Here is a 14,735-nt window from a genome sequence, read left to right as displayed (position 1 = left end):
GAGGTGTGCTCACGTTCTTCCCTTCGGATGCTTGCGGATGGCCCGTACCGGGCGGTCGAGTCGGCCGGGGGTCATCCGACGGCGCCGGTCGGGGCGTCCGCCGCGGTGTGGGCGGGTCCCCTGGCGTCCCTGTCGGTCCCGGGGCCGTGGTCGGGGCCCAGGGCCAGGAGGCGGGTGCCGCGGCGGTTCCACTCCGCCGGGTTCCAGCCCCGCCGCACCAGGGCGGTGCGGGCCAGCTCCGGGACCAGGGAGCTGACGAAAACGTACTGCTCACCGGTGGGGCGGTCGAAGAGGCCGCGCTCCCCCGCCGCGGCGGCCGGGGCGGCGACGGTGCCGACGGCGTCGGCGTCGGAGCACTCCACGGCGCACACCAGGTCCACCAGGCGGTCCGGGCCCACCGGGCCGGTCCACAGGTGGGCCCAGGGTGCGGTGGCGCGGTCGGCCAGGACGGCCCACCGGTCGGGGCCCAGCCCGCCCAGGCGCACGGTGCGGTCGTCGCCCCGGGTCAGCTCCTCGGGGGTGTCCGGGGTGCTGAACCGGGCGGTGCGGACGGTGACGCCCTCCGAGCGCAGGCGCTGGACGCCGGGCAGGCGGCCGGCGGTGTCGGGGACGACGACCTCGGCCGGGCGCAGGCGTGAGGCCAGCAGGGAGTCGGCCAGGCCCTCGGCCTCGGACTCCCCCGCCGGGTCGGCCAGGACCGCGACGGCGCGGCCGCGCAGCGGCAGTTCGGGGCCGGGGGTGCCGGGCGGGAAGTCCAGCCCGGAGAGGATCTCGGCGAGCCGGACCGGGGTGGCGTCGGCGAGGAACACCTCGCGGAGCATGGTGCGCTGCTCGGCGGCGGTGGGCGCGGCGGCGCGCAGCCGGGGCACGGCGACGGCCAGCCCCTCGGTCTCACCGGTCTCCTCGGCGACCGGGTCGTGCGGGACGGGGCGGGTGCCGCAGGCCTGGGCGCGGCGGCTCAGCGCCTCGGCGTGCGGACCCCGGGCGGGGACCACGGCGACGCGGGCGGCGCGCAGGGCGTCGGCCAGGCCGGGGGCGTCGGCGTCGACCGCCCCGGCACCCAGCCCGGTGAGGATGTCGGGGACCGGCTCGGCCGGGGTGTCACGGACGAACACGGTCTCGGGGCCCTCTGCGAGCTCGGCGGCGACCGGGTTGAACAGGTGCAGGGGCACGCCGGCGTCCCCCCGGTGGACGCGGTCGAAGCCCAGGGCGCGCAGCCCCGGGGCGGTGGGCGCGTCGTCCAGGAGCAGGGCGGGGATGCCGCGGGCGGCCGCGGACTCCAGCACCCAGTGCAGGGCGCGGGTGCGGTCCGCGGCGGCGGGGTCGCCCACGTGCGCCCACGGCGAACCGGGAGCCGCGGCGGAGGCGGAGACCAGGACGAGGTCGACGTCGACGCCGTCCATGACGATCTGGGCGTCGTGCGGGCGCAGGGGGACCGCGCGGATGTAGGGGTCCAGGGCGCGCTGGACCTGCGGGCCCAGGACGGTGGCGGCGATGAGCAGGTCGGAGGCCCCGCCGACGGCCCCGGCCAGCAGGCGGGCCTCCTGGCGGTCGGCGTCGAAGGAGCGGACCGGCTCGGCGCCGGGGCGCCGCTGCTGCTGGGAGTGGCGGGTGGTCCCGCTGCGCCGCCACAGGCGGTAGAGGTCGCGCGGGAGGCGGACCAGGGAACGGCCGGGCTTCTTGGCCGCGGCGGTGAGCGCGCGGCCCACCTGGAGCGACGTGGAGTCCTCCAGTGTCGCAAGGCGGGCGCGGGCCTCCTGGAGCTGGGCCTCGCGTTCGGCCAGGGCCTGCCTGAGCTGTTCGGTCTGGCTCTGTTCACGCCGTTTCACGGTCTGCCACCTTGTGTTCGGATCGGATCGGCGGAACCGCCGGGGCCCCCGTACGGGCGCACCCCGTCGGGTGGGGTCCGCGGCGGGTCCCGGGGCGGGTCCGGATGCCCTTGGTGAGCCGTGTCGCGGGCTCGCGGGGCGCGGTCGGTGGTGTGTGCTGGTACGACACGGCGTCTCACCTGCCCCTCTGTCGGGGAACGGTACCGCCGAAAAGGGGCGGAACGGTGGATTCACCCGTCTTGTGTCGTGTCGGACCCTGGGCCGGGTGTCCTGCCGGGTGCCGCCGCGGGGCACCGCCGCATCCGGTGTCGTCCGCCGGGAGGCGGGGGCCCGGGGTTCTTCGGGAAGGGAGGGGGCGGGTCATGAGATCACCTGGACCACTGGGTGAGGACGGCGGCGATGCGCTCACCGGCGCGGCCGTCCCACAGGGGCGGGGTCGTGTCGAGGAGCGCCTCGGAGCCGTGGCCGTGCAGGACCTTGGTGACGGCCTGGAGCAGGTCGGCCTCGGTGACGAGGCGATTGGTGCCGTGGGTGATGGTGACGGGCCGCTCGGTGTTGGGGCGCAGCGTCAGGCAGGGGACCCCCAGGACGGTGGTCTCCTCCTGCACACCGCCCGAGTCGGTGACGACCGCCTCGGAGCCGCGGACCAGGGCGACGAAGTCGAGGTAGCCGAGGGGTTCCAGCAGGTGGACGCGTGGGTGGTCGCCCAGACCGGCGCGGTCGAAGGCGGCCTTGCCGCGCGGGTGCACCGGCATGACCACGTCGACGAGGTCGGCGATCTCGTGCAGGCGGGCGACCAGCAGCGCCACGGTGTCGGGGTCGTCGACGTTGGCCGGGCGGTGCAGGGTGGCGGCGACATAGCGTTCGGGCAGGTCCAGGCGGGCGCGCAGGGCGTCGGCGTCGAACCGGTCGAGGTTGGCCAGCAGGGTGTCGATCATGGGGTTCCCGACCAGGTGGACCCGGTCCGGGGAGACGCCCTCGGCGGCCAGGTGGCCGATCGCCTCCGGGGAGGTGGCGAAGCACAGGTCGCTGAGCTGGTCGGTGACCCGGCGGTTGACCTCCTCCGGCATGGTGTTGTCGAAGGAGCGCAGGCCCGCCTCCACGTGCGCCACCGGGATGTGGAGCTTGGCGGCGACCAGGGCCGCGGCGACCGTGGAGTTCACGTCGCCGTACACGACCACGATCCCGGGTTCGCGGGCGACGAACTCCTGCTCCAGGCCGACCATGAGCGCCGCGGTCTGGGCGGCGTGCGAGCCCGAGCCCACGCCCAGGTCGACGTCGGGGGTGGGCAGGCCCAGGTCGCGGAAGAACACCGCGGACATGCGGTCGTCGTAGTGCTGCCCGGTGTGCACCACCGCCTGCTGGGCGCCGCGACCGCGCAGGGCGGAGACGACGGGGGCGGCCTTGACGAAGTTGGGGCGGGCGCCGACGATGTGAACGATCGGGGTGTCCCGGCTGCCCAGGGGGGCGCTCGCTGCCACGGCTCTCTGGTCTCCTTCTGTTCGTCATTCTTCTCGTCGCCGGGCACCACCGGTTCCGGTGGTCCCGTGGCGGTCCGGTGGGGCGTTCCTCGCCGGGACGTCCCGTCCGTGTCGCCGTGGTGTCACCATCCGGCCACATCCGCGTGGTTGGGTGACTGACCGTGCATGACATCCCTGTTTCCGAAGTGACCCGTCCCCGGACCCGCAGGCTGCGGGCGGTGACGTTCACCGCGTCGACGGCCTGGCGCCACCTGCGCTCCGACCCCGCCCGGACGCCGCTGCTCGCGCTGCGGCTGATGCCGGGGCCGGTCCGGCGCGCGGTGCGCGGTGCGGCCGCCCGAGTGGGCGGACCGGTCCGCGCCTATGCCCTGTGGGACGAGGGGCGCCGGGCCGAGGCGCGCGAAGCGGTGCTCGCCGCCGCGTCCGGTGCCGCCCCCCGCAGGGTTGGGCGCCTGATAGCGGCCTGCCTGGCGGCCGGGGACGCCCGGACTGCGCGCGAACTGCTCGAACGCCTTCCTCCGGGGCCGATCCGCGACCGGGCCGTCCACCGGACGGACCTGGCCACGGGACGGGCCGTCGCCGCGTCCCCGTCCCCGTCGCCCGTCCACCACGGGATCACGTTAACCCGCGATGCCCCAACGCGGCCCGAAGACACGGTGAACGCTCGGCGACCGGAAAGTCCCACAGGTGAACGACTCACATCGCCCCCGGAAGGGCCGGTGGACGGGTCGGGGGTGCGGGTGTTGCATCTGGTCACCAACGCACTGCCGCACACCAACGCCGGGTACACCCAACGCACCCACCGCATCGCCGTCGCCCAGCGCGAGGCGGGCATGGACGTCCACGTGGTGAGCCGGGTCGGGCACCCCGTGGACAAGGGGAGCAGGGACGCGCGCTCGCTGGTGCGCGTGGACGGGATCGCCTACCACCGGCTGTTGCCGTGGACCGCCCCGGCCGACCCCGAGCAGGAGCTGGCGGCCGGGCTGAAGCTGGCGTCCTCGCTGGTGGAGAAGGTGCGCCCGGACGTGCTGCACGCCGCCAGCAACCACCGCAACGCCCGGCTGGCACTGGCCCTGGGACGGCGGTTCGGCCTGCCCGTGGTGTACGAGGTGCGGGGTTTCCTGGAGGAGTCGTGGCTGTCGCGCGACCCCTCGCGGAGCGTGGACGACGCCTTCTACCGCCACGAGCGGGAACGGGAGACCGAGTGCATGCTCGCCGCCGACCTGGTGGTGACGCTGGGCGAGGCGATGCGCGCCGACATCGAGGCGCGCGGGGTGCCGCCCGAGCGGCTGCTCGTGGTGCCCAACGCGGTGGACGAGTCGTTCCTGGAGCCGCTGCCCACGGGCTCCGCGGTGCGGGAGGAGTGGGGCATCGGACCCGAGGATTTCGTGGTCGGCACCACCACCAGCTGCTACGGCTACGAAGGGCTGGACACGCTGTTGGAGGCCGTGGGGCGGATGCGCGGGGCCGGCGAGCGGGCGCACGCCCTGATCGTCGGCGACGGCCCCGAACTGGCGGCGCTGCGGGCCCGCGCCGAGGAGCTGGGGCTGGCCGGGGCCGCCCACTTCCCCGGCCGGGTGCCCGCGGACCGGGTGCGCGAACACCACGCCGCGATGGACGTGTTCGCCGTGCCGCGGCGCGACGATCGCGTGTGCCGGGTGGTGACACCGCTCAAACCCGTGGAGGCCATGGCCGGAAGGTTGCCGGTTGTGGCCAGTGATCTTCCGGCCTTGCGAGAGATCGTGGAACCTGGGGTGACCGGGGAGTTAATTCCTCCGGGCGAATCGGCAGGTCTCGCTGATGTCCTGACAAAACTCGCTTACAGTCGGGAAAGGCGAGAGGCCTACGGTCTCGCAGGTCGCAGCCTTATCGGCGCGAACCGCACCTGGACCGGGGCCGTATACCGCTACAACCACGCGTACCGGGCCCTTATCGGGAAAATGTCCGAACCAGGCCAGATCCCGTGATCGCGGACAACAACTATCTACACTCGAACATCCCGTGTGCAGTGACGTTCTTGGCTGTCCCCGATGAAGTTCGCCCGTTCACGAAACGAATGCGAGTGTGACCACGAAGTGGATGCCGCAGCCTCCAACCCAGCCCCTGTAGCCGAGCAGCAGTCCGCGGCGACCGGCGACCTTGTCATCATCGGTCTCGGTTACGTCGGTCTGCCCTTGGCCGCCGAAGCCTGCTCCGCCGGTCTCAAGGTCACCGGACTCGACGTGAACGAGCGCGTCGTCCGCGGCCTCAACAGCGGTGTGTCGCACGTGGACGACCTGTCCGAAGAGGACGTGCGCTCCATGCTGGACCGCGGGTTCACGGCGAGCACCGACCCGTCGGTCCTGGCCACCGCCCGCACCATCGTCATCTGCGTACCCACCCCGCTGTCGCCGGAGGGCGGCCCCGACCTGGGCGCGGTCACCTCCGCGGCCGAGTCGGTCGCCGCGCACCTGAGCCCCGGCACCCTGGTGATCCTGGAGTCGACCACCTACCCGGGCACCACCGAGGAGGTCGTGCGCCCCCTCCTGGAGAAGTCCGGGCTGGTCGCGGGCGCCGACTTCCACCTGGCGTTCTCGCCCGAGCGGATCGACCCGGGCAACCCGACCTTCGGTGTGGCCAACACCCCCAAGGTCGTGGGCGGGCTCACCCCCGAGTGCGGGGAGGCGGCGGCCGAGTTCTACGGCCGGTTCGTGGACACCGTGGTCCGTGCGCGGGGCACGCGCGAGGCCGAGATGGCCAAGCTGCTGGAGAACACCTACCGGCACGTCAACATCGCCCTGGTCAACGAGATGGCCGTCTTCTGCCAGGAGCTGGGCATCGACCTGTGGGACTCGATCGCGGCGGCGGCCACCAAGCCGTTCGGTTTCCAGGCGTTCTACCCCGGCCCGGGGGTGGGCGGGCACTGCATCCCGATCGACCCGAACTACCTGTCGTACAAGGTCAAGACCCTGGGATACCCGTTCCGGTTCGTGGAGCTGGCCCAGGAGATCAACGGCCGGATGCCGTCCTACGTCATCCAGCGCGCCCAGGAGCTGCTCAACGAGTCCGGGCTGGCGCTGTCGCGGTCCAAGGTGCTGCTCCTCGGCGTGACCTACAAGGCCGACATCGCCGACCAGCGCGAGTCGCCGGCCCGCCCGGTGGCGCGCAAGCTGCTCGCCAAGGGCGCCACCCTCACCTACCACGACCCGCACGTGGAGTCCTGGCAGGTGGACGGGGAGGACATCGAGCGGTCCACCGACCTGGACCGGGCGCTGGCCGAGGCCGACCTGACGATCCTGCTGACCGACCACAGCGACTACCGGCCCAAGCTGCTGGAGGAGTACGCGCGGCTGCTGCTGGACACCCGCGGCGTGCTGCGCCGGGCTCCGAAGGACGAGGACCCGACGGTGGTGCCCACGCAGGCCCGCAGGCACGTCGAGCGCGAGGGGATCCAGGTGCTGTAGGGCCTGCTCTTCGGATGTCCTCCCGTGCCGCCGGGGGGTTCGCGATGCGCCGACGGGATCCCGGAGGCCCAGAGCGGACGTCCCTGAGGAGAAGCCTGCGGCCGCAGGCCACCCGTAAGCGGGAGACCCGTGGCCGCAGGCCATCCGTTGAGGGTGGTGGCGGGCGACGGGCGGGTGGTGGCGGGCGGGGATGTGAGCACAGGACCGCTGTGCCTCCTGAAACCCGCTCCCGCCCCCGAAGCGAACACGGCGCCGACGGGGTTCCGAAAGGCCCGGAGCGGACGTCCCTGAGGAGAAGCCTGCGGCCGTGGACCGTCCGTAAGCGGGAGACCCGTGGCCGCAGGCCACCCGTTGAGGGTGGTGGCGGGTGGCGGCGGGCGACGGGCGGGCCGAAGCAAAGCGGAGATTCCAAAGAACACACGAGGGCACGCCGTCCCGGACACCCGATGTCCGACGGCGTGCCCTTGTGTGTTCACCCGCAGTCGCACCAAGGTTCACCGGTTGAACCCCGGGCGTCCACCCCGACGACCTTTGCGTGTTTCCGCAGCTGAATACCGTGTCGCACAGCCGGTACCGCTGCCCAAAAGCGGATCATCTTCTCAGATGCGCCTAACCGGCGACACAGGTAGGTGATGTGATGCACGCGCTTGTGGCCACAGTGGTCCACCACCCGGAGGACGCCCGGATCCTGCACCGGCAGATCCGCGCCCTGCTGGACGCAGGACACACGGTGACCTATGTCGCGCCCTTCCGTGAGTGCGGTGTGACCCCCTGGGGCGAGCTGCGCTCGGTGGACGTTCCGCGCGCCTCCGGGCGTGAACGGCTGTCCGCCCTGCGCGCCGCCCGGGCGGTACTGGCCGAGCACGCGCCCAAGGCCGACCTGCTGCTCTTCCACGACCCCGAGCTGCTGCTGGCCCTGCCGGCCGAGCGCCCGGTGACCGTGTGGGACGTGCACGAGGACACCGCCGCGGCGATCCTCACCAAGCCGTGGGTGCCCCGGCCGGCGCGCCGCCCGCTGGGGATGCTGGTGCGCTCCTTCGAGCGGCGGGCGGAGCGGCGGATGAAGCTGCTGCTCGCCGAGGAGGGGTACCGGGACCGGTTCCGGCGGCCGCACCCGGTGGTCCCCAACACCACCGAGGTGCCCGACGCCCCGACCCGCCTTCCGGGCGACGACCGGGTCGTCTACCTGGGACACGTGTCCCTGGCCCGGGGCGCCCGGGAGATGGTCGAGCTGGGCCGGCTGCTGCGCCCGCACGGGGTCCGGCTGGAGATCATCGGCGGCGCCGACGCGGGTGTGCGGCCGATGCTGCGCGAGGCGCAGCAGGAGGACGCGCTGACCTGGTACGGGTTCGTGCCCAACGACCGGGCACTGCGGATGTGCACGGGGGCGATGGCGGGCATCAGCCTGTTGCACGACACCCCCAACTACCGGCACTCGATGCCGACCAAGGTCGTGGAGTACATGGCGCACGGGCTGCCGGTGATCACCTCGCCGAGCCCGGTGGCGACACGGCTGGTGACCGAGCGGCCCGAGGGGCCCGCGGGCCTGGTGGTGCCGTTCCAGGACCCGGAGGCGGCCGCCGAGGCGGTGCTGCGCCTGCGTGCGGAGGAGGGGCTGCGCGGTCGGCTGGCGCGGACCGGGCACCGCATCGCGCAGACCTCGTACCACTGGCCGGTCCAGGCCCGGGCGTTCGTCAAGCAGTTGGAGGAGTGGGTGGACGAGGCGGGCGGGCCGGCACCGCGGATACCCCGCCAGCGCAGTGACGAGCGCGCTCCGGCGAGTGAGGACGACCACACCTACTTGACCTAGGAAATATCTTCCCAGTCAAGGAGGTTGGGTGCGGGTGTACCGGCCGGCGGGCGTTCCCGCCGGTCACACCCCACGACCGACCGAGGTACGGCCATGACCCAGTTGCTGCTCGACAAGGACGCCCAGGACCTGCTGTTCCGGGCCGCCCGCACCGCCAACTCCTTCACCGACGAGCCGGTCGCCCCGGAGCAGCTCGCCGAGATCTACGAGCTGGTCAAGTACGGCCCCACCGCGATGAACCTACAGTCGCTGCGCGTGACCGCGGTCCGTTCCCCCGAGGCCCGCGAGCGCCTGGTCCCGCACATGTCGGGCAACAACGCGCCCAAGACCGCGGCGGCCCCGCTGACGCTCATCCTGTCCGCGGACACCGACTTCCACGAGAACTTCCCGACGACCTTCCCGGTGGCGCCGGCCGCCCGCGACGACTTCGCGCAGATGCCGGTCGAGGCCCGCGAGGACATGGCCGTCAAGAACGCCTTCCTCCAGATCGCCTACCTGATCGTGGGCGTGCGCGCGGCCGGACTGGCCGCCGGCCCGATGACCGGCTTCGACGCCGAGGGCGTGCGCACGGAGTTCTTCGGCGCGGACTCGCCGCTGCGCCCGGTCGTGGTGATGAACGTCGGGCGCCCCGGGCCGGACGCCTGGTTCGACCGCCTGCCGCGCCTGGAGCGGGACGCCGTCGTCACCGAGGTCTGATCCCGTGCCCCGGCCGGTCCGCCACCCGGCCGGGAAGAGAGCGAAGGGCCCCTCGCGAGGGGCCCTTCATCGTGTTCAGCGCGGCACGGGCTGTTTTGGATATGCGGATTCGATCTGTCCAGATCGAATCCGCATAGATCACCGGCCGTCACATGGGTAGGAGCAGCGATGTCCGAACAGCCCGTGGCCTGGGACTCCGACGAGCCGACGATCCGCAGGCCCGAGCAGACACCGGCGGCGCTGCGCGATGCCCTGACCCGGATCGCCCCTCGCAGGCGGCCGATTTCGACCGCAGGCTTCGAGAGGCCGGCACTCGGGCCCTGACCAGCGAGAGCGTCGGCCCGCTGTGGCTGTTCTGCCGCTCCTGGGCCCGGTTCATCGAGGTCGAACGTCACCCGGCGGTGGCGCGCCGCCAGAACGAACTCCTCGCCCTGGTCGACTCGGGCTCCCCCGATACCGAAGAGGCGATTTCGGAGACCTCCCGCATCCAGGCCTGGGCTGATGCCAGGCTTGACGGGTGAACGACCGGACCCGGTGCTTCGAGCCGCCCGATCTCGCCGCAGGGCTGCCCGCCGGGGCGGTGGCCGAGATCGAGCGGCCGGCCACCGAGCTGACCGCCTTGGGCGCCGACGCCGACCAGGCCGACAGACCGCACGACCGGTCGGGAGGTCTACGTGAGTTCCCGCTCGGCGACGATATGGGGTTCTTCAAGTTCATCGTGGCCCGGCACCTGCGGGAGATCGTGATCGTGCAGGTCGCGCTGTGGCCGATCGTGTGAGGCGGGGCGGGACGCCCGAAGGCGTCCTGCCCCGCCTCACACGGGTCAGATGATCGGGGGGCGGCCGGCGCGGGTCATGCGCCAGGCGGTGGCCCAGCGGATCGGGGTGCGCGGGCCGGGGTCCTCGCGCCAGCCCTCGCGGAAGCCGGCGAACCAGGACCTGAGGGAGGCGCGGTCGCGCTCGCGGAGCACGGTCAGGGCCACCCAGGTGGCCAGGTAGGCGAAGGCCAGCGGCCAGGGCAGGTTGCGGCGGGCCAGCCACACCCGGTTGCGGGCGTTGAGCCGGTAGAAGTTCTCGTGCCGGGTCGGGGCGACCGCCGGGTGGTACATGACCGCGTCGGCGTCGTACTCGATGGTGTACCCGGCGTCCATGATCCGCCAGGCGAGGTCGGTCTCCTCGTGGGCGTAGAAGAAGTCGCCCGGCAGGCCGCCGCCCGCCTCGAACGCGGTGCGGCGGACCGCGCTGGCGCCGCCCAGGAACGTGGTGACCACGCTGGAGCGTCGGGAGTCGCCCACCCGCAGCCGCGGCACGTGGCGGCGCTGGTCGGGGCCGCCGTCCGGGTCGGCGATGCGGAAGGACAGGGCGCCCAGGGTCGGCTCGGCGGCGAACCGCTCGCGCACGTGCCGGGCCAGGTCGGTGGAGCGGTACCAGCCGTCGTCGTCCAGGAAGAGGATCACGTCGCCCTGCGTGGCGCGCACCCCGTGGTTGCGGCCCTCGGGGATGCCCACGTTCTCCGGCAGCCGGACGGTGACCACACCTTCGGGCAGCTCCGGCAGGTCGGCGCCGTTGCCCACGACGACGACCTCGACGTCGGCGCCCTCCTGCTCGAACACGCTGGTGATGGCGCGGCGCAGCTCGGCCGGGCGGTTGCCCATGGTGAGCAGAACGCAGGAGAGGGTGGGCTTGCTGGCACCGGACACCTGGGGACGGCTCCGTTCGGCTCTGGGCCCTCGGGAGACCTCCGTCACGGACCCCTCGGTCCGGGGCGGAATCACGGGTGTGGTCATATTCGGGACCGTATCAGTGGACGACAGGCTTCTTGCAGGTTGACGAAGACCGACATTCGCAGGAACAGGCTAACGAAAGAATAAAAGCCCGGTGTACGGGGCCGCGGACAGGGTAAGGACCACGGCCCCGTATGTGACGCGAACGTCATCGACGCGTTATTCGAGGCGGCGCGAGGCGACCACGCTGACGAAGTGCGCGACGCTCATCAGCGCCGCCACCGCGGCGCAGGCGATGACGAGGACCCGCGTGGCGAGCAGGTCGCCCAGGAACAGGTCCGCCACCGCGGCCACCACGACGATCAGGGACAGCTCGACGGCCTGGATCAGCCGGTGCACCTTGAGCGCGGACGCCAGCCGCCGGGCCAGGCTCAGCCCGGACGAGCGCGGTCGCATCGCCTCGTCGGTCACCTTCTCCGGCAGCCCCGCCTTGGCGCGGGCCACCACCACGTTGTCGGTCTCGGCCTTGATGAGGGCCACCCCGATCGCACCGGCCATGCCCAGGATCACCCAGCCGCCCGGCTCCCACCCGCCCTGGGCGCGCACGCCCAGGCCGATGAGCAGGGCGATCTCGGCCACGTAGTGCCCGATCCGGTCCAGGTAGATCCCGGTGACGCTGGTGCGGCCGGTGTACCGGGCGACCTCGCCGTCGGAGCAGTCCAGCAGCAGGTAGACCTGGATCAGCAGGGCGGCGACCAGCGCCGACCACAGGCCGCCGAAGGCGACCACCACGCCGGCCAGGACGCCGAACGCCATCATCAGGTAGGTGATGGGGTTCGGCGGCACGCCCAGCCGGACGAAGAAGGTGCTGACGTAGGGCGAGATGTCCCTCATGTAGAGACGGCCCGCCCAGTGCTCCTCGTTCGTGCGCTCCTTGATCCCCGCGGGCTGGCCGCCCGCGCGGACCTCAGCGACCGACGGTCTTGACATAGTCGGCGACGCTCCGTCCGATCTCGCCCTCGGACAGGCCGAGGTGCTCAAGAATGGTGAACCTGCCGGGGCGGGTGTCCGGGGCGTGCGCCACGGCCCGCGCGAACGCCTCCTCGTCGAGGCCGACGTCGGAGGGCACCACGGGCAGCCCGTGGCGGACCAGGCAGTCCCGGATCTCGCCCATCCGCGCCTCGGACCAGCCCAGGTGGCGGACCCGCAGGAAGGACGCGTACAGCGCGCCCAGTCCGGCCAGCTCGCCGTGGTTGCCCTTGCCCGGGTGGAGCTGGGTGACGGCGTGCAGGATCTCGTGGCAGGCGCCGCTGGCGGGCCGGCTGGACCCGGCGACCGACATGGCCATCCCGGACAGGACCAGGCCCTCGGCCAGGACCGTGAGGAACGCCTCGGAGTCGATCGAGTCGGGCCGGTGCAGGACCGCCTCGGCGGCGACCCGGGCGAAGGTGACGGCCATGCCGTCGACCGGCTCGCCGTTGATCCGCCCGGCCAGTTCCCAGTCCTCGATGGCCGAGATGTTGCTGACCACGTCGCCGATGCCCGAGCGCACCAGGTGGGGGGGCGCGGCCCGGACGTAGTCCACGTCGATGACGACGGCGATGGGCATGGTGACCCCGATGGAGGGCTTGCCGCCCTCGTGCTCCAGGGAGCTCACCGGGGAGGCGATGCCGTCGTGCGCCAGGTTGGTGGCGACCGCCACCATCGGGATGCCGGCCATGGTGGCGGCGAACTTGGTGACGTCGATGGTCTTGCCACCGCCGATCCCCGCGACCGCCTCGTAGGCGCCGGAGCGGAGCTTCCTGCCCAACTCGTTGGCGGCGTCGACGGTGCCCTCCTCGACCCGGAACACCTCACAGTGCGGCAGGTCGAGGTCGGCGGCGATCTGTTCCCCCTGGCCGGGGCCGACCGCGACGGCGATCCGGCCCTCGTTGGCGATGCGCCGGTCGGCGAGCACCGAGCCGAGCGAGGCGATGGCCCCGCGCCGGACGTCGATGGCCACCGGCGAGGGCAGCATGCGGGCTAGTAGAGGCACGCGATCCCCCGAGCCTTGGCGAGGTCGTCGTGGTCGTCGACCTCGACCCAGTCCACCCGGCCGATGGGGGCGATGGAGACCTTCTCGCCGCGGCGGACGAGCTCCTGGTAGCCGTCCTCGTAGTAGAGCTGGGGGTCCCTCTCCCAGGTGGCCTTGAGCGCGTCGGCGAGGCGGGCGTCCAGGGAGCCCTCCAGGAGGGTGGCGCCGATGTACTCGCCGGCGGCGGTGGCCGGGTCCATGAGCTTGGTGATGGTGGCGAGGTGACCGTTCTCGTCGAGGGTCACCTTCATCTCCTCGTCGGCGAGACTTTTCACGTTGTCCACCGCGAGGAGGAGTTCCGGACCCCTGGCGGCGAGTAGCGTTTCCTCGACGCTCACCGGGTGCACGGTGTCACCGTTGACGAGGAGGACGCCCTCGGAGAAGAACTCGCGCGCGGTCCACAGGGAGTAGGCGTTGTTCCACTCCTCGGCCTTGTCGTTGTAGCTGAGGGTGAGCTTCACGCCGTGGCGCTCCTCCAGCGCCTCCTTGCGGGCCTCGACGGCCTCCGCGCGGTAACCCACGACGACGACCACGTCGGTCAGCCCGGCCGCGGCCAGGTTGCGCAGCGAGATGTCCATGATGGTCGTCTCACCGTCGACGGGCACCAGGGCCTTGGGCAGCGTGTCGGTGTAGGGGCGCAGACGCCGCCCCGCGCCTGCGGCGAGAACCATTCCGAGCATGCGGGCGTGTTCCTCCTTAGCGGGGAGGTTCTACGCCTCCCCGTTCGTTCCGGCGACCGGTGCAGGGTCGCCTTCCAGGCCGTACCCGGGCCGGGGGTGTCCGGGCCCGGCGCCGTCTTCGGGGACGGCGCCGGCCGGGAGCACGTCGGCCACCGGCGTGGCACTCCAGGTGCGCACCGCCTCGGTGACGAACAGTGCCGCCAGGTATCCGGCGAGTATGCCGTAGACCGGGGTGAGCACGTGCAGTGCGCTCCCCGCCGCGATGACGAGCATGCGCCCGTCCCAGCCGAGGGCGGCCGCGCGCATCCGCGGCGACCTGGCCGCGCCGACCGCGGGCCGGGCGGCGTCGTCACGGTGGTGACAGGCGACCGTCATCAAGAGTACGAACACCAGAGGACCGGGTACACCGGACGCGAGCCCCACCGCCATCAGGTACGCGTACTCCATGACGCGCAGAACGGGCGGAACGAGTCGGTCGAACCGTCCGTCGTGGGGGTGACCCGAGGCCGTTCCGGCCAGGAGCAGGGCAGCGACCGGTGCGAACAGGGTAATGCCTGCCGGATGTCCGCGGTCCGCCGCCGACAGGACGAGGACGATCAGGGCCGCCGCAACCGCGGTCGGGAGCGGCGGTATCAGGCCCGGGGCGATGCGCCCCGGCAGGCGGCAGAGGTGACCGTCGTCACGGAGCCCGCGCAGGTCCGGGCCGGTCCCGAGGGCGTCCGCGGAGCCCGGTGTCCCGTTCACCGTCGCCCGCCGTGGGCCGTGCCGGGATCGACGAGCGCGGTGGTGATGGCGATGGCGCAGCCGACGATGAGGGTGACGAAGGAGACCCGCGGGTCCCATAGCGTGGCCGTGACGGCGATCGCCAGGAAGCGGACGGGCTGGGGGAAGACGAGCAGCCGCCGGGCGAGGTCCGCGGCGGGCATTCGCGGCCGGTCCATCGGCCCCGGGAGCGCGGTGGGACGGGACCGTGCGGCGCCCCCCTGGCCCGGCTCCGGC

At 72.8% G+C, this 14,735-nt stretch carries 13 protein-coding genes and 1 pseudogene; 6 read left to right on the top strand and 8 right to left on the bottom strand.

The window, feature by feature from the left end:
- Positions 1-71 precede the first annotated feature (71 nt).
- A complete protein-coding gene (locus QJS33_RS21985; protein ID WP_306369932.1) occupies positions 72-1,829 on the bottom strand; it encodes a hypothetical protein in 1,758 nt (585 codons plus the stop codon).
- 368 nt (positions 1,830-2,197) lie between these two features.
- On the bottom strand, positions 2,198-3,310 hold the full coding sequence (gene wecB, locus QJS33_RS21980) for a non-hydrolyzing UDP-N-acetylglucosamine 2-epimerase (protein ID WP_306369931.1): 1,113 nt from the start codon (positions 3,308-3,310) through the stop codon (positions 2,198-2,200).
- Positions 3,311-3,606: 296 nt separating this feature from the next.
- Here wecB and QJS33_RS21975 point away from each other — a divergent pair, with 296 nt between their 5' ends.
- The 6 genes from QJS33_RS21975 (at position 3,607) to QJS33_RS21950 (ending at position 10,037) form a co-directional block, all read left to right on the top strand.
- Positions 3,607-5,277, top strand: coding sequence for a glycosyltransferase family 4 protein (locus QJS33_RS21975; RefSeq protein ID WP_306369960.1), 1,671 nt, complete (start codon positions 3,607-3,609; stop codon positions 5,275-5,277).
- Positions 5,278-5,385: 108 nt separating this feature from the next.
- Positions 5,386-6,753 carry a nucleotide sugar dehydrogenase gene (locus QJS33_RS21970; RefSeq protein ID WP_306369930.1) on the top strand — a complete coding sequence of 456 codons (1,368 nt, stop codon included), beginning with the start codon at positions 5,386-5,388 and terminating at the stop codon, positions 6,751-6,753.
- Between the two features lie 637 nt (positions 6,754-7,390).
- Positions 7,391-8,563, top strand: coding sequence for a glycosyltransferase (locus tag QJS33_RS21965; protein WP_306369929.1), 1,173 nt, complete (start codon positions 7,391-7,393; stop codon positions 8,561-8,563).
- A gap of 93 nt (positions 8,564-8,656) precedes the next feature.
- Positions 8,657-9,259, top strand: a complete 603-nt coding sequence (locus tag QJS33_RS21960; RefSeq protein ID WP_306369928.1) for a malonic semialdehyde reductase — start codon at positions 8,657-8,659, stop codon at positions 9,257-9,259.
- Positions 9,260-9,427: 168 nt separating this feature from the next.
- Positions 9,428-9,583 carry a hypothetical protein gene (locus QJS33_RS21955; RefSeq protein ID WP_306369927.1) on the top strand — a complete coding sequence of 52 codons (156 nt, stop codon included), beginning with the start codon at positions 9,428-9,430 and terminating at the stop codon, positions 9,581-9,583.
- Between the two features lie 193 nt (positions 9,584-9,776).
- On the top strand, positions 9,777-10,037 hold the full coding sequence (locus tag QJS33_RS21950; RefSeq protein ID WP_306369926.1) for a hypothetical protein: 261 nt from the start codon (positions 9,777-9,779) through the stop codon (positions 10,035-10,037).
- Between the two features lie 45 nt (positions 10,038-10,082).
- Here QJS33_RS21950 and QJS33_RS21945 read toward each other — a convergent pair whose 3' ends face one another.
- The 6 genes and pseudogenes from QJS33_RS21945 to QJS33_RS21920 all read right to left on the bottom strand — a co-directional run.
- A complete protein-coding gene (locus QJS33_RS21945) occupies positions 10,083-10,913 on the bottom strand; it encodes a glycosyltransferase family 2 protein (RefSeq protein ID WP_372339696.1) in 831 nt (276 codons plus the stop codon).
- A gap of 288 nt (positions 10,914-11,201) precedes the next feature.
- Positions 11,202-11,972 carry a CDP-alcohol phosphatidyltransferase family protein gene (locus QJS33_RS21940; RefSeq protein ID WP_306369925.1) on the bottom strand — a complete coding sequence of 257 codons (771 nt, stop codon included), beginning with the start codon at positions 11,970-11,972 and terminating at the stop codon, positions 11,202-11,204.
- Positions 11,950-12,999 (bottom strand): iron-containing alcohol dehydrogenase family protein, encoded by a 1,050-nt coding sequence (locus QJS33_RS21935; RefSeq protein WP_306369924.1) that lies wholly within the window; start codon positions 12,997-12,999, stop codon positions 11,950-11,952. Before QJS33_RS21935 ends, QJS33_RS21940 begins: the two co-directional genes overlap by 23 nt.
- Before the next feature lie 5 nt (positions 13,000-13,004).
- On the bottom strand, positions 13,005-13,736 hold the full coding sequence (locus QJS33_RS21930) for a phosphocholine cytidylyltransferase family protein (protein ID WP_306369923.1): 732 nt from the start codon (positions 13,734-13,736) through the stop codon (positions 13,005-13,007).
- A gap of 30 nt (positions 13,737-13,766) precedes the next feature.
- Complete coding sequence (locus tag QJS33_RS21925; protein WP_306369922.1) at positions 13,767-14,480, bottom strand: DUF5941 domain-containing protein; 714 nt, start codon at positions 14,478-14,480, stop codon at positions 13,767-13,769.
- Positions 14,477-14,735 (bottom strand): annotated as a pseudogene (locus QJS33_RS21920) (DUF5941 domain-containing protein); the annotation flags it as partial. The gene QJS33_RS21925 and the pseudogene QJS33_RS21920, both read right to left, overlap by 4 nt.

This window comes from Nocardiopsis sp. CC223A, from assembly GCF_030766825.1.
GTDB lineage: Bacteria > Actinomycetota > Actinomycetes > Streptosporangiales > Streptosporangiaceae > Nocardiopsis.
The sequence above is the reverse complement of the archived record's forward strand: the minus strand, read 5'-3'. Positions and strand labels throughout refer to the sequence as shown.